The 20,947-nt window shown below is 70.5% G+C and carries 17 protein-coding genes; 14 read left to right on the top strand and 3 right to left on the bottom strand.

Annotated elements, in window-relative coordinates; all coding sequences use genetic code 11:
- Positions 1–169: 169 nt before the first annotated feature.
- On the top strand, positions 170–880 hold the full coding sequence (locus ABEA24_RS41300; RefSeq protein ID WP_345438924.1) for a hypothetical protein: 711 nt from the start codon (positions 170–172) through the stop codon (positions 878–880).
- Between the two features lie 119 nt (positions 881–999).
- The gene (locus ABEA24_RS41295) at positions 1,000–2,241 is read left to right on the top strand and encodes a hypothetical protein (RefSeq protein ID WP_345438922.1); all 1,242 of its coding nucleotides are present in this window, start codon (positions 1,000–1,002) and stop codon (positions 2,239–2,241) included.
- Here the strand turns inward: ABEA24_RS41295 and ABEA24_RS41290 are convergent.
- A complete protein-coding gene (locus tag ABEA24_RS41290) occupies positions 2,216–2,842 on the bottom strand; it encodes a LysE family translocator (RefSeq protein ID WP_345438920.1) in 627 nt (208 codons plus the stop codon). The two genes, ABEA24_RS41295 and ABEA24_RS41290, sit on opposite strands and share 26 nt — an antisense overlap.
- 106 nt (positions 2,843–2,948) lie before the next feature.
- On the opposite strand from ABEA24_RS41290, the gene ABEA24_RS41285 reads away from it, so the two are divergent.
- The 4 genes from ABEA24_RS41285 to ABEA24_RS41270 all read left to right on the top strand — a co-directional run bounded on the left by ABEA24_RS41285 (position 2,949) and on the right by ABEA24_RS41270 (position 6,575).
- On the top strand, positions 2,949–3,518 hold the full coding sequence (locus ABEA24_RS41285; protein ID WP_345438918.1) for a CGNR zinc finger domain-containing protein: 570 nt from the start codon (positions 2,949–2,951) through the stop codon (positions 3,516–3,518).
- A gap of 256 nt (positions 3,519–3,774) precedes the next feature.
- Positions 3,775–4,659 (top strand): ABC-three component system protein, encoded by an 885-nt coding sequence (locus tag ABEA24_RS41280; protein WP_345438916.1) that lies wholly within the window; start codon positions 3,775–3,777, stop codon positions 4,657–4,659.
- Entirely contained in the window at positions 4,643–4,894 is a 252-nt protein-coding gene (locus ABEA24_RS41275; RefSeq protein ID WP_345438914.1) for an ABC-three component system middle component 6, read from the top strand. Before ABEA24_RS41280 ends, ABEA24_RS41275 begins: the two co-directional genes overlap by 17 nt.
- Positions 4,884–6,575, top strand: coding sequence for an ABC-three component system protein (locus ABEA24_RS41270; protein WP_345438912.1), 1,692 nt, complete (start codon positions 4,884–4,886; stop codon positions 6,573–6,575). The genes ABEA24_RS41275 and ABEA24_RS41270 overlap by 11 nt, the downstream gene beginning before the upstream one ends.
- Here ABEA24_RS41270 and ABEA24_RS41265 read toward each other — a convergent pair.
- The gene (locus tag ABEA24_RS41265) at positions 6,569–7,777 is read right to left on the bottom strand and encodes an exonuclease domain-containing protein (protein WP_345438910.1); all 1,209 of its coding nucleotides are present in this window, start codon (positions 7,775–7,777) and stop codon (positions 6,569–6,571) included. The two genes, ABEA24_RS41270 and ABEA24_RS41265, sit on opposite strands and share 7 nt — an antisense overlap.
- 411 nt (positions 7,778–8,188) lie before the next feature.
- Here ABEA24_RS41265 and ABEA24_RS41260 point away from each other — a divergent pair, with 411 nt between their 5' ends.
- Positions 8,189–8,476 carry a hypothetical protein gene (locus ABEA24_RS41260; RefSeq protein WP_345438908.1) on the top strand — a complete coding sequence of 96 codons (288 nt, stop codon included), beginning with the start codon at positions 8,189–8,191 and terminating at the stop codon, positions 8,474–8,476.
- A gap of 116 nt (positions 8,477–8,592) precedes the next feature.
- The gene (locus ABEA24_RS41255) at positions 8,593–9,294 is read left to right on the top strand and encodes an alpha/beta hydrolase (protein WP_345438906.1); all 702 of its coding nucleotides are present in this window, start codon (positions 8,593–8,595) and stop codon (positions 9,292–9,294) included.
- A gap of 87 nt (positions 9,295–9,381) precedes the next feature.
- Here ABEA24_RS41255 and ABEA24_RS41250 read toward each other — a convergent pair whose 3' ends face one another.
- Positions 9,382–9,870 (bottom strand): GNAT family N-acetyltransferase, encoded by a 489-nt coding sequence (locus ABEA24_RS41250; RefSeq protein ID WP_345438904.1) that lies wholly within the window; start codon positions 9,868–9,870, stop codon positions 9,382–9,384.
- A 160-nt stretch (positions 9,871–10,030) separates the two neighbouring features.
- On the opposite strand from ABEA24_RS41250, the gene ABEA24_RS41245 reads away from it, so the two are divergent.
- The 6 genes from ABEA24_RS41245 (at position 10,031) to ABEA24_RS41220 (ending at position 20,945) form a co-directional block, all read left to right on the top strand.
- Complete coding sequence (locus ABEA24_RS41245; RefSeq protein WP_345438902.1) at positions 10,031–10,648, top strand: hypothetical protein; 618 nt, start codon at positions 10,031–10,033, stop codon at positions 10,646–10,648.
- A gap of 139 nt (positions 10,649–10,787) precedes the next feature.
- Positions 10,788–12,587, top strand: a complete 1,800-nt coding sequence (locus ABEA24_RS41240) for a hypothetical protein (protein ID WP_345438900.1) — start codon at positions 10,788–10,790, stop codon at positions 12,585–12,587.
- 75 nt (positions 12,588–12,662) lie between these two features.
- The gene (locus tag ABEA24_RS41235) at positions 12,663–14,162 is read left to right on the top strand and encodes a TIGR02677 family protein (protein WP_345438898.1); all 1,500 of its coding nucleotides are present in this window, start codon (positions 12,663–12,665) and stop codon (positions 14,160–14,162) included.
- A gap of 170 nt (positions 14,163–14,332) precedes the next feature.
- Positions 14,333–15,457, top strand: a complete 1,125-nt coding sequence (locus tag ABEA24_RS41230) for a TIGR02678 family protein (RefSeq protein WP_345438896.1) — start codon at positions 14,333–14,335, stop codon at positions 15,455–15,457.
- Positions 15,454–19,617, top strand: coding sequence for a TIGR02680 family protein (locus ABEA24_RS41225; RefSeq protein ID WP_345438894.1), 4,164 nt, complete (start codon positions 15,454–15,456; stop codon positions 19,615–19,617). The genes ABEA24_RS41230 and ABEA24_RS41225 overlap by 4 nt, the downstream gene beginning before the upstream one ends.
- Positions 19,614–20,945 (top strand): TIGR02679 family protein, encoded by a 1,332-nt coding sequence (locus ABEA24_RS41220; RefSeq protein WP_345438892.1) that lies wholly within the window; start codon positions 19,614–19,616, stop codon positions 20,943–20,945. Before ABEA24_RS41225 ends, ABEA24_RS41220 begins: the two co-directional genes overlap by 4 nt.
- The last annotated feature ends 2 nt before the right edge of the window (positions 20,946–20,947 follow it).

Here is a 20,947-nt window from a genome sequence, read left to right as displayed (position 1 = left end):
CCGGACATCTTTGGACAAATATTGACATAGCGTACCAGCACCCCTGACCTGGTCGTTTCCGCGCCGAAGGGGCGCGAGGGGCACCGCCGCGCAGTCCAGGCCACTTCAGGTGGAACCCCGGACGAACGACCAAGGTCTCACTCGCGTTCGCATCGCGAGAAGGGATCTCATGGACGCGCCATCGACGGCCGAGCTGCTCGGCAGAATGTTCCGCGAGGGACACGGCATAGCGGCCCACCAGGAAGGGCCGGCCGTCCGGCTCCCGGAGGCCGCGCTCACCGTGGCCGTCGGCACGCCGGAGGTGCAGCCCAACGGTCTGGTCGTCCGGCTGCCCATCGGGATCGGGCACCCGGCGTGGGGTGACACGCCGGCCTGGGACCAGTCGGTCGGCATCGCCCGTGAAGGGGTCCATCCGGTCGCCGAGGCGCTGAACGGCTGGCTGCACAACGTGTTCCCGGTGTTCGCGGCGTTCGCCCTGCCCGGCAGCGAACTCGCCGGTCACGTGCACACGGACCTGAAGTTCGACGGGCAGCGGGCGCTGCGGATCCACTACGGTCCACTGGCCATGCGCGACTTCGGCGGCCTGGGCGAGGCGACCAAGCGGGCCGCCGTGGACCGCCCGCCGTCCACCGTGGTGGCCGAGCGGCTCTTCGGCGGCTACGCGCTCCCGGACCGGCCGGTGTGGTGGTACTCCTTCTGCGCCCGCATGCCGAACGGCCCGGTCGACGAGGTGACCCTGTTGAACGGCGACGCGAGCGAACAGCTGACCGGCATCTCCGACCACCTGCCCTGGGAGGGACACGGCTCCCTGAAGTCGTGGGCCCTGGCCGTGCCGGCCACCGACGAGGTCCACCGAGCCGAGGTACCGATCGGCCGCTGACGCGGCACACGTCCCCGAGCACGGGCTCCGCTCGCGGGGCGGCAGCAGCCGTGCGGCCGGATCGGGCCACGGACCCGGCGAGCCGTTCGTTCCGGCGGCACTGGCCCGCCTGAAGAAGGGTGAGCACGATTCAGAGGCTGAGGCCGGGTGGGCACGCGCCGAAACCCTCTACCCAGCCCCGGGATACCGTCACTACGCTGCTCGGCGTGGCGCCTGCGAGGCCGATCCGGCTTATCCTGCTGGTAATCACGGCACCGATACGGTTGGCGAGGACCCTACGACCAATCGCCAGGATCGCTATAACCATAGCCATCACAGTTGGAGCGTTGATCTGGGGCTTTCATCTAAAGCCCCATCGCGAACTCTTCCCCGGCACGATCACTGCCCCGTTCCTCGATGTGATGGCCACACGCCCAGGCGTGGATGCCACGATCACTCAGGCATCGATTTTTTCTGAGGCGGCGCATTTCGATCTCACCGTTACCGTCCCTCCCGGAGATGCCGCCACAATCTATGTTGAGATATCGGGGATCAACTTCGATACCGAAGCGGGACCAATCCACCCTCAGCCGGACTGGCACATCGCCCCACAGTCCAGTGGCGACTACTCAGCAGGTAATGCGCGTACGCTCCGGCCAGGCTCGTACATCTTGCGCTACCAGATAGCATTCGACGACTGCGGCTGTTACAAGATCGCTGAGGCGTACGTACTCGCTCGCCCTCTCGCGCTTGACCCCTTGCTACAGATGCCAGCGAAGTCGACCAACGGGGACGTTACGATCACCAAGACGGTTTCTGATCAGGGCGGCAGTCATCCCGGGCGGCCGTCCGGGAAATATTTCGCGACCAGCCTTCAGACCATCGACAGGGACGTCGTCAACCTCTTTAGCGTCCCCAACCTCTCGTCCAATCTAACCACGATAGCGGCGAGTCCTGCGAGCCCTACGTCACCAGAGGACCTTGCATGGCAATGGGACAATGTTTCGCAGGCCAGCGTAACGGCCCTGGATGGCGAGAAAAAGGATGATTCAGATAACAACTCTTTCTACGCCGGAATAATGCTTGGGATCGCAGGATCTGGCGTCTTTGCCCTGATCCCCGAGACCTCCCTGCTTCTGCGACGACGACAGAGAAAGGCCAACGCGCCGACCGCGCCGACCGCGCCGACCGCGCCGACCGCGCCGACTAACGCTATACCGGACACCAAGAAGCCTCCTGTCGCAAAGTACGGATTCTTTGTTGCGGCCGGCGCTATTTTTGGCCCTGGCGGGCCGCTACATCTCTCATCGCACCAAAAGACGATGAAACAAAGGACCCTCCTACTCGCCAGGGGGATTAAGAGAGCATCTCGGTCACGATGACCGCCGCCAGCGCAAGGTAGGTGACCCCGGCGGCGAGCGTCATGATCAGGGCGGCTCGGCCGCCAGGCCTGGCCAGTTGGCGCAGCCGTCCCGCCGCGAGGGCGACGACGCTGTCGACGCAGAGTCCGACGGCGAGGAACAGCACCCCCAGCGTCAGCAGCTGTGAGCCGGCCGAGGAACTGTCGGAGCTGACGAACCCCGGGAGGAATGCCACGAAGAACACGAGGATCTTCGGGTTGGTGAGGTTGGCGATCAGGCCGCGCAGCACCAGACGCTCGCCGGCCCCCGCGGGTGCGTCCCCATGTGGCGCGGCGCGCAGGGAGCGGAAGGTGTCGAAGCCGAGCCAGCACAGGTAGGCGGCCCCGGCGAGGCGTACGGCGTCGAACGCGGCCGGCTCGGTCCGCAACAGCGCGCTGAGCCCGATCACCGAGCCGACTGTCCACAGGGCCATCCCCATGGCCATGCCGACTGCGGACTTCACACCGGCACGAGCCCCCCAGCCGAACGAGGCCGCCACGATGAAGGCCATGTCAGGGCCGGGTGCCAGACAGATCACCAGCACCGCCGCGAGAAAACCGGGCAGGACCGCGGGGTCGATCATCGGGCATACCACCCTTCTGTAACGGGATGCTGCCATCCATGACGTTACGCCGATCTCTTGAGATATGTAACGGGCAGATTCGATTCGCTGCGTTACAGTGAGATACATGGCTTCCCGTCCCGCGCCGACTCTGGTCACCCCCGCGCCGCTCGCGTTCGTGGTCGAGGTGATCAACAAGTGGGGGTCGGTCCCTCGCGAGGTGGCCGGTGAGCGGGAGACGCCCTTTCCGTCGCTACGGGACCTCGCTCTGGAGCACGGGTTCCGCCTCGACCCGGCGACCGGCGCTCTCAGCGACGAGAGCGTGGCCCAGACGGCGGATGCGCTCTACCCGCTCTTCGACACGCCGGATGTCGGGGCCTTGGTGGACCGCGTGAACGAAGTCCTCGGCCTCAGCGCGGTGAGACCGTCCCTTACCCGAGCAAGCGACGGGATCGCGGAAGGCTGGATCACCAACGCACCCGACTGCCTGCTCGCCGCGTGCACGCTGGCGCTCCACCATCACCTGCTCGCCTGGGGTGACGGATCTCGGCTCGGGCTGTGCGAAGGAACGCGCTGCGCCGATGCCTACGTGGACTCCTCGTCGGCGGGCCGCCGCAGGTTCTGCTCCACGACCTGCCAGAACCGTAGCCGGGTTGCCGCCTTCCGCGCCCGACGACGCGGCACGAAAACCGCCTGACCCCACCCGCCGCCGGCGAGCGGGTAACGGTCTCCCTTATCGTCCGCGGTTTCCGACCCTTATGGCGTTCAGAATTCCGTTACCCGGAAGGCCTCAACGACCGTACGGCGTTCACTTACTATTGGGGAAAACGCCTGATCAGGGACACGTTGTGGCAGGCAGTATGGAATGCGAAGCCAGTGTGACCTTCGTGTTCTCCGAGGAACCGATGAGCTCAAATGACGATCAGGACAGAGCATGGTTCCACAGCCAGTTCATGTCTCTATCGGTCAGGAAGACCGGATTCGAGTGGCAGGCGTTCGTCAACGATCTGATGCACGCGGTGCATCCCGGCGAGTTCATGGCGGTCGACCCGACCGGACGAGGCGACAAGGGCTGCGACGGATGGGTCGGCGGGCTCATGCTGGCCTGCTATGGCGCGACCAACCCGAATCAGCGGAACGTCACGAAAAAGGTTGAGAGCGATTTCGCCACCGCCGTGAAGTTCTGGAGCGACAGCATGGACCGCTGGGCGTTCGTGCACAACAACGCGAACGGGTTGCCCGAGATGGCGGCACGGGCCGTCATCGCGCTCCGGCGGCGGTATCACGGCTCCGTACGCGTCGAGGTGTGGCCGCCGCAGGTCCTGTGGAACCACTGCGCGTTCCTGCCGCGACGGCATCTCGCGACGATCATCGGCTCGCCGCCGTCCGACCATCCCGCCGGGATGACGTACATCGCACGCTGTGTCGAGTCCCTCGCCCGGACCCGCCTGCGGACGGATCTGGACCCCATTCACGAGGTCGTCTACGGCAAGATCGAACACAACGGCTTCGGCACCGAAGTCGCCGAGTTGATCAAGCGGTTCCAGGTGCACACCGGCCACGTGAACTACTACTTCTCCTATGCCTCGCCCGGTGAGCAGGCGCAGGTGTCGGAGAATCTCCAAACGCGTTTCGCGGGTCACCGTGCCGTCTACGACTCCTCCGACGCCGTGTTCCACGCGCTCTGCGACGACCTGGTCGAGGAGGCGTTCGGTACCGGCGGCTACCCCGACAGGGCCCAGCAGCGCAGCGCGGCGCTCATGGTCGTCACCCATTTCTTCGAAAAATGCGAGATCTTCGAGGCGCCTGAGGTGCAACGGCATGCTGCTTCCTTCTAAATCCGTACCGGCCGACCAGGCCCTGCTGGCGGTCGGCGCCCAGATTCTGGTCCAGCTCGAACAGCCGGGAAGCGTCAGCGCGGTCTGGGATCGGCTGCAGGAATGGCGCTCGGCTCATGCCGTCGAATCCGCGCTGCCCTTCTGGTGGTTCGCGCTTGCCCTCGATGTCCTCTACGCGATCGGCGTCGTCGATCAGCGTGACGGCGAGCTGATGAGGAAGAGCCGTGCTGCGTGAGCTCACGGGCGACCTGCCCGCGTTCAAGGCCGCCCGCTTCACCGACGGCCTGAACGTCGCGGTCGCGCACCGGACCCCCAACGCGGGGACCAGCAGGAATCCGGTCGGCAAGACGAGCTTTGTCCGGCTCCTGGACTTCCTGCTGTGCTCCGACGTCCGAACCGGACACCCGCTGCGCCGTACGGACCTGGCCCACGCGGAGTTCGGCCTCACCCTCGACCTGTCCGGCGGGCCGGCGACGATCGTCCGGACCGGCGACGACCTCGGGGCGGTGCGGCTGGACGAGGAGGTCATGAGGCTGGCGAAGGCACGTTCCCTCCTCGGCACGGGGTTGTTCGGGATCTCCGGCGGCGGCAACGAGCCGTCGTTCCGGTCCGTCATCGCCTACTACGTTCGGGACGTCACGGTGGGCGGATTCGTCTCGCCGACCGAGACGTACCGCAAGCAGCGCGCGATCGACACGCAGCCCGCCCTCGCGTACCTGTTCGGCCTCGACGTCGATCTGGTGGCGAAGGTCCGTGAGGTGAGCGAGACCGACCGGAGCCTGCGTGAGCTGCGGAAGGCCGCCAAGGAGTCGATCCTGGGAATGACCCTGGGCCGGGGCAACGACCTCGATGCCCAGATCCGGACCCTGCAGATCCAGCGCGAAGCCCTCGCGAGCGACATCGCGGAGTTCCGCGCGGCGGACCGCTACGCCGAGCACCGCGCGCGCGTCGACGAGCTCAGCAGGCGGATCCGCGGCATCAACGACCACCTTGTGGTCGTCGAGCGCAACGTCAACGACATCGAGAAAGCGATCTCCGAGGACGACGACGGCGGTCCCGGCCACGACTTCGTCCGCGACGTGTTCGATCAGGTCAACGTCGTGCTCCCCGACCTCGTCACCCGCCGCTTCGAGGAGGTCCGGGCGTTCCATCACTCGATCGTCGCGAACCGGCGCCGCTACCTTCAGGCCGAGCGCGCCCGGCTGTCACGCGAGACCGCACGCGAACGCCGGGAACTCTCCGACCTGGACGAGGAGCGCGCCGAGCTGATGCGCCTGCTGAAGGCGGACGGCGCGTTCGAGACGTACGGGGAGCTGCAACGCCAGATCTCCGTGATCGATGGCCGGTTGAGCGAGCTCATCGAACGCCGCGCCATCGTCGACCGCTGGGAGAACACCAGCCGGCACCTGCGGCTCCGCTCCGCGGAGCTCACCCTGCAGATCAGCGCGGATCTGCACGATCGGCGCGACCACATCGTCGACATCGCGCAGCTGTACGCCGGGTACGCCTACCGTCTCTACGGCGACAGCCGGCCCGCGGCGCTGACCATCGAGGCCAGGAAGTCCGGCTACAAGTTCGTGCCCACCATCGGCGGGGACACCACCCACGACGTCCAGGCGATGGCGCTGTTCTGCTTCGACCTCTGCATGGCGGTCACCGCGAAGCGCGTCGGTCACGGCCCCGACTTCCTCGTCCACGACAGCCATCTCTTCGACCACGTCGACTCCCGCCTCGTCGCCAGGGCCCTCGGACTCGCCGCGGACACGTGCCGGGAGGAGGGGCTGCAGTACGTCACGGCCCTCGACTCCGACCGGCTCGACGCCGCGCTCCGGGAGAGCCCCGGACTGAACCCGCACGTGTGCGCCGAGATGACCGACGAGCGGGAGGACGGCGGCCTGTTCGGGTTCCGCTACTGACCGGTCAACCGCAGGAAGGTGCCGGTCGTCACGATGGGGATGCCGTAAATCCGCGCCCGGCGTGCCTTGCCGGAAAGGGTGTCGGGGTCGGCGGCCACCAGCAGGGCGACCTCCTTGGTGACGCGCGGGTGCGGAACGTACCCGGCCGAGCGGGCCCGCGCCTCCAGTACGTCCCGGCCGAGCTCCGCCTCGCCGGTGAACGCGACCCGGTCTCCCGGCTCCAGCCGGAACCGGTCGAACGGGCGTACGGTGCGTTCGAGTGCCCGCGTCACCGATTCGGGGGGCAGCTCGAGCAGCCCGGCGACGCCGACGAGTTCGTCGCGCCGGGCCGGCGTGACGGCACCGTCGACCAGAGCCGCCCGAGCCAGGGCGGCCAGATAGTCGTGGTGCAGCCGGTAGAGGTCGGCGCGGCCCAACCCGACGGCGGCGGCGAACTCCACCAGCGCGTCCGCCTGGGTCGGTGAGATCCGGCGATCGAGCAGCACCCGGTCGAGCAGGCCGAGGTAGGAGTCGGCCACGGCGGGCTCCGGCACCCGTGGCATCCGGTCGAGGATCCGGGCCAGGAAGTGCCCGTCACGCTCGGCCGAAACGCCGCGCCGGACCGCGGTCGCACCCGCGTCGGGCAGGTCGGGCCACCGCGCGGACGCCGCGGTCTCGAGCAGATCCCGCCAGGGAACCCGCCCCTCCGCGAGCCCGAGGTAGTGGCGGAGCAGCCCCGCCGCCGCACGCGCGTCGACGAGCGCGTCGTGATGCCCGCTCAGTGGTACGTCGGCGAGCGCGCAGCATCCCGCCAGGTTCCGCGGCGCCTCGGGCATGAAGTGCGGCGCCCACCTCATCGTGCACACGCCCACCTCGGGAGCGAGCGGAGCCGAGGCGCCGAGCCGGGTGAACTCCCCCGAGATGAACAGCGCGTCGAAGGCCAGATTGTGCGCCGCCACGACCCGCCCCCGCAGGAGCGCCGCGATCGTCCCCGCGACCTCTTCGAACGCGGGCGCGTGCCGAATGTCCGCGGCGACGATCCGGTGAATCCGCCGGGGCCCCAGGTCGCGCCCGGGGTTGACCAGCGTCGCCCACTCGCCCGTGACGTCCCCCGAGGCGTCCAGCTGCACGATGCCCACCTCGATGACCCGGTCGTGCCAGTCGGGTCGCAGCCCGGTCGTCTCGACGTCGACGACCGCATAGCCGTACGGAGCTGTCGCCATCGGTCCGCCCTCCATCGGTGAACCCGCCTTGAGGATCCCCCGCCCCGCCCGCAGCCGACATGGCGGCACCGCCACTCTGTCGGCACGCGCGATCGGCGCACGCCCCCGCGGCTGCCGAGGAGGCCGGGCACCGTGTGTATCGAGGCTTATCAGCCCCGAAAGGCTGCTCAATGCCGCAGAGCATGCACGCGGGTTACCTGCGTACGAACTTCTTGGTAGGGGCCGCCGGTACGACACTCACCTCATTGGCGAATCGATAACTCTGCACTGAGGTTCCGCCGGACCTACTATTTTAAAACAGACTTACCGGACACTGGCCCTATTTGATGACTAACAAGGGGAGTGTGGGATGTAGCGCTCAAAACGGGCGCAGTGGCCTTCATGGCTATTTCCGGTAAGTGAGGAGATGACGTGCTCAACAAGATCAGCGCTGCCGGCGGGCTCGCGCTCGCAGCCGCCGCCGCAGGCCTCATGCTCACGAGTTCGCCCGCGTCCGCCCAGGTCCCGACCTGGAAGCACCGGCATCACGGCCACAGCCGCAACGTCAACATCAACCGGGTCTCCGTCGGGGTCAGCGTCCACAACAGCAACAACAACGTCGCGATCGCGGACGATGGCTTCCGTCGCGGCTGTGGGTGGCGCTGCGGCGGGGGCGGCTGGGGCGGGGACGACTGGGGTGGAGACGGCTGGGACGACTGATGGCAGTCGACGCATCATCGTTCACGCGAATTTAATACTCTCCAAAACCTGAATAATTTTTATCCGAAATACTAAAGGGGGTGGTGCCGAAGGATTCGGACAGAAGGGTTACCGGTATGGGTTCCGACGCAACGTTCGTTCTGGTGCACGGCGCATGGCACGGTGGGTGGTGCTGGGACACGCTCGGCAGGCGGCTACGCGAACTCGGCCACACGGTTCGGGTGATCCAGCAGCTGCCCAGCGCCGGCCCGAACCCCGCCGAGCTCGGCGATCTCCGGGCGGACGCCGACCTGCTGCGCGCGGAGCTCGACGCGGGCGGAGGCGATGACGGCGTCGTGCTGGTGGGGCACTCCTACGGCGGGATGGTGATCTCGGAGCTGGCCGGTCACCCCGCCGTACGACACGCGGTCTACCTCACGGCGGCCTTCCCACACGAGGGCGAGTCCCTGTTCGGCCTTTTCGGTACGGACGCGGACTGGGTGGCTCCCGGCCCGGGTGAGACATTGCGCGTCGTCGAGGACAGGGCGGTAGAGGTCTTCTACCACGACTGCGAGCCGGCGATCGCGAAGGAGGCCGCCGCGCGGCTGGTGTACCAGTCGCTCGCATCCGCCGCCACGCCGAGCACATGTTCCGGGTGGGGACCGATCCCGACGACCTACGTCATCGCCACGGAGGATCAGATCCTCACCCTGGAGGTTCAGCGGGAACTGAGTCGGCGGGCGTCCAACATCATCGAGATCGCCTCGAGCCACTCCCCGTTCCTGTCGATGCCCGACACCCTCGCCGACGTTCTCACCGGCATCGCCTCGTCGACCTGACCCCCTGATCCACCGTGGGCCGGGGCCGTGGTCGGCGATGACGTGACGGGTCACCCGGAATCAGCGCTCTATCGGTCGATCGCCCGATCACAGGGCGCGATGCATCATGTGCAGCCCGACGTAACCGTTGTCCGGGTGCCGGAAGCCCTCCGGCACGGTGCCCAGCACGGTGAAGCCGAGCGACTCGTACAGCCGTACGGCGTGCACGTTCGTCTCGACGACGGCGTTGAACACCATCGTCCGGAAGCCCACCGCTCGCGCCCACTCCAGCGAGTCGGCGCACAGCGCCCGGCCGACGCCCCGGCCGCGGTGCGCCGGGTCGACCATGTAGCTGGCGCTCGCCACGTGCGCGCCGTTGCCCTGGCGGTTGGCGTACATGTTCGCCGTCCCGAGCACCACGCCCGCGTCGTCAACGGCGACGACCGTACGGCCCGGGGCCGGCACGAGCCACATGCCGCGGCCCTGCTCCTCGTCGAGGTCGAGCGGGTACGGGAACGTCTCCCCCGCCGCGACGATCTGGTGGAAGAACGGCCAGATGGCAGGCCAGTCGGCCACGGTGGCATCCCTGATCAGCACGCCGACCAGAGTAGAAGGCGGCGGCGTCCCGCCGCGTGGTCGTGAGACCGATCAGTCGGGTCGCGTGCCGGCGATGGCCATCGACCGCTGTGGTCGCCCGACGTGGGGCAGACGGTCCGGACCAGCTCCGGATGTCCGTTTATGACTAAGCTCCCGCCTCATGTCCATTCGCTTCAACCAGACCGGCTGGGATCAGCTGAAGCCCGGCGCCTGGCGGAACTCCGACGGCGACATCGCCGAGCTGCACGGCTTCGACATCCCTCCCAACCTGGCGGCGCCGCTGGAGGACCTGGACGCGCTCCGGCGCGACACGGTGGCGCGTACGGCCGCCTCCGGCGGAGGCCTGATCGAACTCGACCTGGTGACCCTGCACGGCCTCCCCGCGTTCCAGCAGATCGTCAAGCTGCCTCTGCCCGACCGGCCCGGCGTGGCCTACATCCCGTCCTTCACCCTGCCACGGGCCGACCGCAGCCTGGTCTTCAAGTTCCTGTGCGTCGAACAGGGCGTGACCGGGATGCGGGACGCGGCGGCGTTCGACCGCTTCATGGCCGACCACGGGAAGGGCCGTACGCCCGACGAGATGATGGGGTACTGGGCCCAGCACCCGTACGCACCCGAGGTGCAGGGCGGCCTCCCCCGCAACTGGTCCGAGGACCCGTGGTGGGACCAGCACTTCCCCCAGCATCCGCTGTCCCGCGCCCGCCGGCTCCTCCAGACCATGGCCCCGACGGTCGAAGTGCACCCGGACTTCCACGCGGCGCCGCCCTGGCGCGGCTAGGCCCCGCCCATACGGGTCTCGCGTCGCAGGTGCGAAGCCGCCGCGCTCCGGCGGGCGGCTCGCATCCAGTGGCCAAGGTCTCGCCGGGAACCTCCGCGATTTTGCGATCTTTACCATGGAACGTTCCTAGGATGCTCACATGGCGGAGATCATCGACTACGGACGGTTCGCGGAACGGCTCGCCCAGGAACGGCCGCGCTGGGAGTTGCTGGACGAGGTACAGCGCGAGTGGGGATACGAGGATCCCGGCGGCGAACCCCTCGTGACGCGAGAAGGCGAGGCTCCGGGGTACGAGCTCGACGAGTCCGATCCCATCCCGGCGGCGCTCGTGGAATGGTGGGACTCCCCCGTCAACTCCTTCGCCTTCCGGCCGCGCCTGTACTGGACGCACTCCCAGTGGCCACCGTCCGCGCCCGACTCGGTCGAGAATCCGCCGGATGACCAGATCCGCGTCATCATGGCCGAGTACCAGTACGTCAACCAGTGGGGCTACCTCGCCTCCGAGGCGCACCTTCCCGACCCGAAGGTCATGGTCAACACCCATGAGGGCTGGGTGGTGCAGAGCCGGTCGATCTCGGAGTTCTTCCTGCAACTCGCGATGGAACGGCTCCCCGCACACTTCGGCTGGACCCTGCGGGTCCGCCGTACGGTTGTGGACGGCGACCCCGCGATCGTCGAGCGGCTCCAGGCGTCGTACCGGGATCTGGGCCTGCCGCCGTGGCAGGAGATGGGCACCGACGCCCTGTCGTACGGGGCTCCGGACGCTCTCATCCGCCACGGCCGGGGCCCGGGCGCCGACTACGCGATCGTGATCCAGGGCCGTACGCGTAAGGCCGTCGTCCAGGTCGCGGAGACCCTGGGCCTCACCTGGACGGACAAGGAGTTGGGGGCGCCGAGCGAGGTGCCGTCTCCCGTCGAGGACCTGGGCCCCGCGTCCTTCACCGAGGGCGGCACCGACGACCGGCTCCGCTGGATGGCCATCTCGACGGCGGCCACTCCGCCGGCTACGGCCGTCCCCGACGTTCCCGGGCTCCGTGAGCTGCCGGGACGTACCGTGGCCGCCGCCGACCAGGACGGAACGACGGCCGTCGCGGGAGACTCCACCGGCCGCGTCCACGTCTGGGCGACCGACGGCTCGGAGACAGCGGACCGGGCGCTGCATCGCGCGCCGGTGACCGCCGTCACCTGCTACCGGCGGGAAGGCGGCGACCGCGTGGTCATCAGCGGCGACGCCCATGGGGTGCTCCGGCATTGGGCGACCGCCGGCGAACCGTTGCGGGGGGCGTTCGCCCGGCGAAGGTCACCGGTCGCCGCGCTCACGTCCGCGCGCCTGGAGACCGGCCCGGCCCTGGCCGCTGCCTGGGCGGACGGGCTGACGCGAGTCTGGGACCTGCGCACCATGGTTGTCGCGGACCTGCGGATCGGGACCGGCATCGAGAGCCTCGCCCTGGCCTCCGACGGTGTGCTGTACGTGACCACCGGCCAGGGCACCGCGGCACTCCGGCTCGACCTGGACCGGCTGTGGCCGAACCGCAGGCTGCGGCTACGCCTGGACGAGATCGACTGGGCGTCCCTCTGGACGAAGCGCGGCCCCGGGCACGAGATCCCCGGCCTGATCGCCAAGGTGGCCGGCGACGACGAGGACACGGCCCAGGCCGCAGTCAAGAGGCTCTACGAGCTCCTCGTTTCCAAACACGATTCCGTCAAAGCGGCCGCCCCTGCGGTGCCGTTCCTGGTCGAACGGATGCTCATCCCCACCAACCGGGCGCGCAACACCCTGCTGCTCCTCATCGCGGACATCGCCGACGGCCCCGGCGAGGAGCGCGACGCGGTCATCGCCGCGGTCCCCTCCCTGCTTCACCTGCAGGACGACGAGCACCCGTCCATCCGATGGGCGGCGGGAGAACTCGTCCGCATCTGCGGCGTCCCGACCGCCTAGCCGTACGGCCAGATCGGGCCGCATACTCGGCGAGCCGTCCATTCCGGAATGGTTCGGCGCGTACGGTGGCTGACCGTGGAGGGAGATCTGGAGCGGCTGACCGCGTACACCTACCTCACCGTGCCGGACCGCGCGGCGTACATCGCGATCATGCGGGTGTTCACCTCGACGCTGCTGGCGGATCTGTCAGCGCATGACCTGGCCGAACGTCTCGACGATCGGTTCCCTGTCGAGACGGTCGCCGCGAAGCTGGACGCGCTGACGACCTGGGGGAATCTCATCCCCAGCTCCCGGCCGGTGAAGGCGGGCAGCATCCGGGAGTACCACCGGGTCCGGTCCCGCTATCAGCTGTCCGCCCTCGGGGAACGGATCCAGCGGCAGGCGGACGAGATCCTCGTCAACGCCGACGCCGCGCGCGAGGTCAGCCGGGAGCTGCTCGCCCTCGTGGCCCGAGGTCTGGCCGAGCTGGAGGAGTCGACCGGGCGGCCGGGCGGTATCGATCCGCGCGATGCGCTGGACCGCGTCTCGACGCTCTTTGCGCAGTTCAGCCAGTTCGCCGACTCGGTTCGTGACTTCTACGCCTACCTCGGCCAAGTGATCTTCCGGTACGACCTGGACGGTGCGGAGTTCACCGGGTTCAAGGAGCTGCTGCTGGACTACGCAGAGACGATCACCGATGAGGTGGCCCTGTTCGCACCGCAGATCGAGGCGAGCATCCAGGGGCTGTGGCCGCGGCTGCCGGCCCTCCTGCGGAGCATCGACGCGGCGGACCAGGGCCTCGCGGCCCTCCAGGACGCCGACGTGCGGATCCAGCGGAGCCGCGGCCGTGAGCTCGGCGACTGGGCGGGGCTACGCGCGTGGTTCTTCGACGACACCGGCCAGGGCAGTCAGGTCGACCAACTGCGCGACGCGACGTTGCGGGCCTTGCAGGCGCTGCTGGCCAACGCCAAGCGCATGATCCGGTCAGCGGGCGGCGGGCTGTCCCGGCGGCGTGACCTGATCCGGCTCGCGCAGTGGTTCGACGGCGCCGACGACGCGACCGCCCATGACCTGTTCGTCGCGGCGTTCGGGCTCTACGGGGCGCGTCACCTCGGCGTCGCCCCGGACACCGACCAGGACGTGCCGGCGACGACGAGCTGGTGGGACGGGCCGGCCGCCCGCGTACCCGTGGCCCTGAAGGAACGCGGTTCGCGTGCGCCCCGGGGCCGTACCGCCGGGCCGGAAGACTACGGGGACCAGCGGGCGAGGCTGCGTGAGCAGGCGGAGGAAGAGGCCCGGCGGCAGCGTGCCGCGGCCGCCGAACTTCGCGCGGCGGGCCCGCGGCTCGGCGACGTACGGCTGTCGGGCTCGGCCACCCGGCTGTTCCTCGACCTGCTCGCGCGCTCCCTGGCGGGGGCGCCGCCGAGGTTCGACGACGCGGAGACCGCCGACGACGACCTGGACGTCCGGCTCCGCCTGATCCGTACGGCCAGCGCCGCGACCGTCGTCCACGGAGCGGACGGCGACCTCGTCCTCGACGGGCTGCGCGTCGACCTCGGTGCCGCCGCGCGTCCGGACATGGAGGCGGCCGGATGAGCCCAGGGATGAGCGAGCGAATCGAAAGCACAGCGCGCCCGGTCACTCCTCCGACGCCGGGAGGTCGGCCGGGTGGGTAGGTCGGGCAAGGAGCGAGGCCGCATGAGCAAGCAGAGCGAGCGAATCAAAAGCACAGCGCGCCCGGTCACTCCTCCGACGAAGGAGGCCTCTTGACCGACTTCGCCGACGAACTGGCGGCCGAGCGGCGCACCGCGGCCCGGCTGCTGCTGCGGGAACCCCTGGTCACCCCGGAGACGCATCCTGAGGAGTTCCCGCTGATCCGGCGGCACGCCGACGAGCTGGCCCGACAGTTCGGGCAGTTCCTGGGGTATCGGCTGGTGGTCGAGCCCGGTTTCGCGCGGCTGCTCAAGGCAGGTCTCGGCCATGACTCCGGCCGGTGGCTAGAGCGCACGTCGGGGGCGCCCTTCACCCCTCGGACATACGCCTATCTCGCGTTGGCGCTGTCGGTCCTGGTCACCGCGCCCGAGCAGCTGCTGCTGTCGGAGATCGTCACCCGTACGCGGGCCGCCGCCGCCGAGGCCGGCATCGACCTGGGCGAGCCGAACCGCATCGTCGAACGCCGCGCGCTCGTCGCAGCGCTCAAGCAGCTGATGACCTGGCACGTGCTGGCGGAGGACGAGGGGTCGGTGGAGTCCTACTCCGGCGACGGCACGGCCGAGGCGCTGCTGACCGTCGACCGGGAGATCGCGCGGCGCCTGGTGAGCGGGCCGATCGGCCGGGCCGCATCGCCCGGAGAGCTGATCGAGCTGGCCGCCACGCCCGAGCACGCCGGTGCGCGACACGCCGTACGGCGGCGGCTGGTGGAGACCCCGGTCGTGTACGTCGGCGAGCTCACCGACGAGGAACGCGACTGGCTGCGCCGCAACCAACGCCGCGAGCAGCGCACATTCGAGGAGTTCCTGGGCCTGGACGCCGAGATCCGGGCGGAGGGCGTCGCCCTGCTCGATCCGGCCGGGGAGCTGAGCGACATCGAGTTCCCCGGCACCGGCACCGTGCCCTGGGCCGCGCTGCTCGTTCTCGAACGCCTGGTCGCCGAGCTCACCCCGGACGGCGGCTCCGCCGACATCCCCGACCGGCGGATCGAGTCCGTGCTCGCCGAGCTGGTCGACCGCCACCGTAAGGCGTGGGCGGAGCGGTACACCGACGCGCCCGAGCTGCTGTACCAGGCCGTCACCGACCTCCTGCTGCGCATGCGCCTGATCGTCCGGTCCGGCGACGGGAACCTACGGCTGCTGGCCGCGGCCGCCCGCTACTCCCCGGAGGTGACCACGTGACCCCGTTGCCGAGGAACCCGCACCGGTTCCGGCTGGCTCGCGCCGGGATCCACCAGGTGTGGCAGTACGACGAGGAATTCCTGTTCGGCGGCGGGCGGCTGCTGCTGCGCGGCAAGAACGGCGCCGGCAAGTCCAAGGCCCTGGAGATGCTGCTGCCGTTCCTGCTGGACGGCGACACCCGCAGACTCGACGCCGCCGGCGGCGGCAAGACGACGCTGAAGTGGCTCATGCTGGACGGCTGGACGGCCGGCACCAACCGGCTGGGCTACCTGTGGGTCGAATTCGCCCGGACGACCGACGACGGCACCGACGAACGCCTCACGCTCGGCGCCGCGGTCCGGGCATCGAGGACGACGGGCGAGGCGAAACCGATGTTCTTCGTGACCTCACTCGCCGTCGGCGACGACCTGCCGCTGCACGATCCGACCCGCCGTCCCACGCCCGCCGAACTGCGGGACCTGGTCGGCCCGGAGAACTGCTTCGACCGCGCGGCCGACTATCGCGCCCGCGTCGCCCGGGACCTGTTCGGCCTCACCGACCTGGCACGGTACCGGAACCTCGTGCACCTGCTGTACGGGCTGCGCCGGCCGACGATCGGCGACCGGATCGAGTCCGGTGAGCTGGTGAAGGTGCTCAGCGACGCCCTGCCGCCACTCGACGACGAGGTCATCGACAAGGTCGCCCGCAACCTCGACGACCTCGACACCGTGCGCGACGAACTGGCGCGGCTGGAGCGGACCGACGCCGCGCTGACGACGTTCCTGACCGCCTATCGCGGCTACCTGCGCGGCGCCCTCCGCGGCCGCGTCGCCCAGGTGAACGACGCGCTGGGGCGCCTGCGCGAACGACGGCGCGCGGCCGGCGACGCGGAACGCACCCTCGCCCGGCTGAAGGAGAACGAGGCCCAGGCGGAGGACCGGGTGACGAGCCTGGAGCAGATCCGCGACGCGGCCGACGCCGACCTGCGGGCGCTGCGGGAGAGCGCGGCGTACGGCGCGCTGAACGACCTGCGGGAGAAGCGCAACACCGTACGCGCCGTGGAGGACGCAGCGCGCAGCGCCTGGACCGCCGCCGAGCTGGCCCGCCGAGGTGAGGCGACCGCGGCGGACCGGCTCGCCGCGGAGACCACCGAGGTCGCCCGTGACCTGACCGACCTGCGCGGTTCGCTGCGTGACGCCCGCATCGGCAGCCGGGCGTGCGGGATCGACGAGGCGCTGCTGGGAGAACCGCCCGCCGCGACGACCGCGACGCTGGCCACCGCGGCCACCGAGACGATCGCCGATCCGGACGGCCGCGACCACGAGGCCGTACGCCCCGGCGCCGAGACGCTCGGCGAACGGACGGCCGCGGAGCTGGCGACCTGGCGGGACGGTCTGGCGGAGGCCGCCCGGGTGGCCAAGGCGCGGCAGCGCGCCGCGGACGCGCTCACCGAACGGCTGAAGGAGGTCGCCGTCGCGGAGAGCCGAGCGGCGGCTCTGCGGCAGGAGGCCGAGCGGCTGGAAGCGCAGCTGAGCGGGGCGCAGGAACGCGAGCGGGAGCGCGATACCCAGCTGGTCGAGGCGTCCGCCGCCTACGCCCGGCTCGTACGTGAGTGGGCGGACCGGCTTCCGGATCCGGCCGCGGTGCAGGCTCTCGTGGCACTGCCCGACGAAGACGACGAGCTCCCGATCGCCGATCGCTGCCTCGACCGGGACGTCGCCGATGCCGTCGCGCAGTCCGCGCACGAGGTGACCGATCCGGTGCTCGCGGCCTGCGACGCCGAACGCGACGAGGCGGTCGCCCGCGAACGCTCCATCGCCGCCGACCTCGCCGAGTCGCGTGCCGAGCGGAGCCGCTGGGAGCAACGGTCCGATCCCGAACCGCCCCGCTCCCTGTACGCCACCGCCGACCGGCCACTGGGCGGCGGCGCTCCGCTGTTCCGGCTGCTGGACTTCGCGGACGGGCTGTCCGACGCCGACCGCACCGGTCTGGAGGCCGCGCTGGAGGCCAGCGGGCTGCTCGGCGCCTGGGTGTGCGCCGACGGCACCGTGCTGGCCACCGACACACGTGACGTCCTGCTGCGCCCGGGAACGCACGTCGCGGGGCCGAGCCTGGCCGACGTGCTCCGGCCCGTACCCGGCGAGGGGGTAAGCGCGGCCGGTCTTGAGGGGCTGCTGCGCTCGATCGGGCTGGGCGAGACGGAGACGGCGTCCAGCTGGGCGGCCGTGGACGGCCGATGGCGGCTCGGCGTGGCCCACGGCGCGTATGGGAAGGACCATCCGGAGTACGTCGGCGCGGGCGTCCGGGCGGCGACCCGGCGGCGCCGCATCGCGGCCCTGACCGAGCGGATCGAGGAGCTGGAGGCCGCACTGGAGACCGCGCGAACCGCGCGTGCGCGGATCGAGGAGCGGCGCGACACGCTCCGCCGGGTGCTGCGCGACGTTCCCCGGCCGCGCGCCTTCACCGACGCGTGGACGACGTACAAGGAGGCGGTCGCCGAGACGGGACGACTCACCGCGGGCCTGGCGAGTGCCCGCCGCGCGGCCGAGGAGACCCGTGCGGCCGCGGTGAAGCTGCGTACCCGCGCCGAGGCGCAGGCCGGCGCCGACGCCTTGCCCGCCGACCCGGACGACCTCGCCCGGATCCGCGCCGAGCTCGGCACCCTGCAGGCACGGATCGGCACGCTCAGCCGCGACGCCGCACGTGTGCTGGATCGGCTGTCGGCGCACCACGCGGTCCGCGGCGGCTGGGAGAGGGCGCGCGCCGACCGTACGCAAGCCGAGAACGGCTACGCGACCGCACGGGGGGCGCTGGCCACCGCACAGCGCGAGCTGGCGCTGCTGGAGGAGTCCGTCGGCGCGAGCGAACAGGAGATCCTCGCGAAGGAACGCGAGGCCCAGGACCGACTGGACACGGCGACACGCGGGCTTCCGCCGCTCCGGGCCCGGCACGACGAGCTTCGCCAGGACCGGATCGAGGCCGGCGTACGGCGCGAGAACACCCTCACCGCACTCGGCGAACAGGAACAGATCGTCGTCGACGGCGGTGTCCGGCTGCGGCGTCCGCTCGGCCTGTCCGGCCTGCCGCTCGCCGCCGCGCTGGGCGATGTCGAGGAGCCGCTGCGCGCCTACGACGCCGCACAGGACGGCGACGTGCGCGCACGGATCAAGGCCCTCAACGCCCTCGCCGAGGACATCGGTACCCGCCTCGGCCCGGCCTCCGCCGACGTCAGCGACTCGCTGATCCTCCGCCGGGGAGAGGAGCTGCGCGACAACCTCGCCGGCGGGTACGACGCGGGCGTCGACGAGGTGGACGGTGTCAAACGGTTCGCCCTGCACGACGACACCGGAGCGCACGACGTCGCCGTCGTCGGCACACGCATCGGCGCGGCCCTCGCCGAGGCCCGGCTGCGGCTGTCCACCCGGGAGCAGGAGGTGTTCGAGCGGTACCTGCTGGGCGAGCTCGGCGACCACCTGTCCCGGCAGGTGCTCGCCGCGCACAACCTCGTCGCGGCGATGAACGAGACCCTCGAGGAGGTCCGCTCGTCGCACGGCATCGGCACCCGCCTCGTGTGGGAACTGCCGGCCGGAGCCGACGCCGACATCCGGGCGGCCGTCGAACTGCTCCGCCGCCCCTCGGCACTGCGCACCCGCGACCAGTCCGCCCGGCTCCGCGACGCCCTCCGCCGCCGCATCGAGGACGCCCGCCGCGCCGACCCGTCCGCCGGATACGCCCTGCACCTGCGTGCGGCACTGGACTACCGGGCCTGGTACGGCTTCCGGGTGAAGGTGACCGACGCCGCCAACCCCGACCGTGAGCGTGTGCTCAGCCACCGGACCGCGCTGAGCCAGGGCGAACAGCGTGTCGTGTCCTACCTTGTGCTGTTCGCCACCGCTGCAGCCCATTTCTCCTCGCTCAGCGACGCCGCCCCGGCCGCACCGCGTCTCATCCTGCTGGACGACGCGTTCGCCAAGGTCGACGAACCGACGCACGGGCGGCTGCTGGGCCTGCTGGTCGAGCTGGACCTGGACTTCATCATCACCAGTGAACGCCTCTTCGGCTGCTTCGCCACCGTGCCGAGCCTGCACATCTACGAGTGCCTGCGCGACCCGCACGTCCGAGGCGTGGCCACCGTCCACTTCATCTGGGATGGCCGCCACAAGCGACTGGTGAGCACGTGACCGCCGCCGAGCCGGAGCCCGGGATGACCGCCGCCGAGGCCCGGATGACCGCGCGGACGCGTGCGTGGCTCGACCAGCCCGCGCTCGCCCGGTTGTGGGACCGGCTGCGCGACCGCCTCGAACGCAACGGCCTGCAGGTACGCGGCAGACTGCGTCTCGACGGCGTCACGGCCGCCGAACGCGAGGCCCTCGCCCTGCTCACCGGCCGCCCGTACGCCGGAGACACGGTGTCGATCTCGCTCGCCGACCTCGACGCGCAGCTGCGCACTGGCGCGGCCGAGCGCGGCCTCGTCGAGGTCGTCGCGGAACTCCGCGGCCCGCTCACCGACCGCCCCGCCGCCCGCGACGCCCGCCGGGCTACCGCAGAAGCGATCTGGACCGCCACGGACGACGCGCTACGGTCCCGCGGCCTGGCCGACGCGGCCTGGTCAAGGCCGTGGCTGGACGAGGTGCGGCGCGCCGGCACTCTGGCCCGGCTCGCCCCGGACAATGGGAAGCGGCTGATCGTCCAGGCCGTCGACGTCATGGCGGTCCTGACCGGCCCGGCGTCCCCGGATCCGGCGGGCATGCCAGGGCGCGGCGAACTCGCCGAACGCGTAACCGGTACCGCGCACGGCCTGGACGACGGCACTCTGCTGTCGCGGATCGTCCTGCGTGCCCTCGCCCGCTCCCTCGAGCTGCCGACGCCGCAGGACGCCCGCTCCCGGCGCGAACTGTGGGAGGCGGCCGGTGTGGCCGTCGACCGCGTGTCGACCACGGTTCTCACGCTCGGCCTCGAGCCCCTCGGCGACGAATCGGCCGTGCGGCTGCTCCGCGACCGCACGCGGGCCGGCTTCGAGACCCACCTGACGCTGCGCGACCTGACCCGAATCACCTGGCGCCTCGCGCCGGACACCGAGGTCTTCGTCTGCGAGAACCCACGCGTCGTCGAGGCCGCCGCCGACCGCGGCTGCGTTCGCCCGCTGGTATGCGCGTCCGGCAACCCGACGACCAGTGTGCTCACCCTGCTCGACGCCCTCCATGCCGCGGGCGCGCGCCTCGCCTACCGGGGCGACTTCGACTGGCCGGGGATCGCCATCGCCAACCGCATGATCGGCCGGTACGCCGCTCGCCCGTGGCGCATGCGAGCGACCGACTACGAGCAGCACGTCGCCACGGCCCGCGACCGGGGCACCCCACTGCCGCCCTTGACCGGCACTCCCGTCGACGCGCTCTGGGACCCCGAACTGACCCCCGCCATGACCGCCCTGGGCGTCGCCGTCCAGGAGGAGTCGGCCCTCGAACGCCTCCTCACCGACCTGATTCCTCCCTGCGAGTCGCCTCAATAAGC

Source organism: Actinoallomurus vinaceus, from assembly GCF_039542055.1.
GTDB lineage: Bacteria > Actinomycetota > Actinomycetes > Streptosporangiales > Streptosporangiaceae > Actinoallomurus > Actinoallomurus vinaceus.
Note: the sequence above shows the minus strand (reverse complement) of the source record. Positions and strands in the feature narration are given on the sequence as shown.

What these genes read in the sequence shown, in the direction of transcription:
- ABEA24_RS41300 (WP_345438924.1), top strand. Translation starts at nt 170, where the DNA reads ATGGACGCGCCATCGACGGCCGAGCTGCTCGGCAGAATGTTCCGCGAG.
- ABEA24_RS41285 (WP_345438918.1), top strand. Translation starts at nt 2,949, where the DNA reads ATGGCTTCCCGTCCCGCGCCGACTCTGGTCACCCCCGCGCCGCTCGCG.
- ABEA24_RS41245 (WP_345438902.1), top strand. Translation starts at nt 10,031, where the DNA reads ATGTCCATTCGCTTCAACCAGACCGGCTGGGATCAGCTGAAGCCCGGC.
- ABEA24_RS41290 (WP_345438920.1), bottom strand. Translation starts at nt 2,842, where the DNA reads ATGATCGACCCCGCGGTCCTGCCCGGTTTTCTCGCGGCGGTGCTGGTG.
- ABEA24_RS41275 (WP_345438914.1), top strand. Translation starts at nt 4,643, where the DNA reads ATGCTGCTTCCTTCTAAATCCGTACCGGCCGACCAGGCCCTGCTGGCG.
- ABEA24_RS41240 (WP_345438900.1), top strand. Translation starts at nt 10,788, where the DNA reads ATGGCGGAGATCATCGACTACGGACGGTTCGCGGAACGGCTCGCCCAG.
- ABEA24_RS41255 (WP_345438906.1), top strand. Translation starts at nt 8,593, where the DNA reads ATGGGTTCCGACGCAACGTTCGTTCTGGTGCACGGCGCATGGCACGGT.
- ABEA24_RS41280 (WP_345438916.1), top strand. Translation starts at nt 3,775, where the DNA reads ATGTCTCTATCGGTCAGGAAGACCGGATTCGAGTGGCAGGCGTTCGTC.
- ABEA24_RS41265 (WP_345438910.1), bottom strand. Translation starts at nt 7,777, where the DNA reads ATGGCGACAGCTCCGTACGGCTATGCGGTCGTCGACGTCGAGACGACC.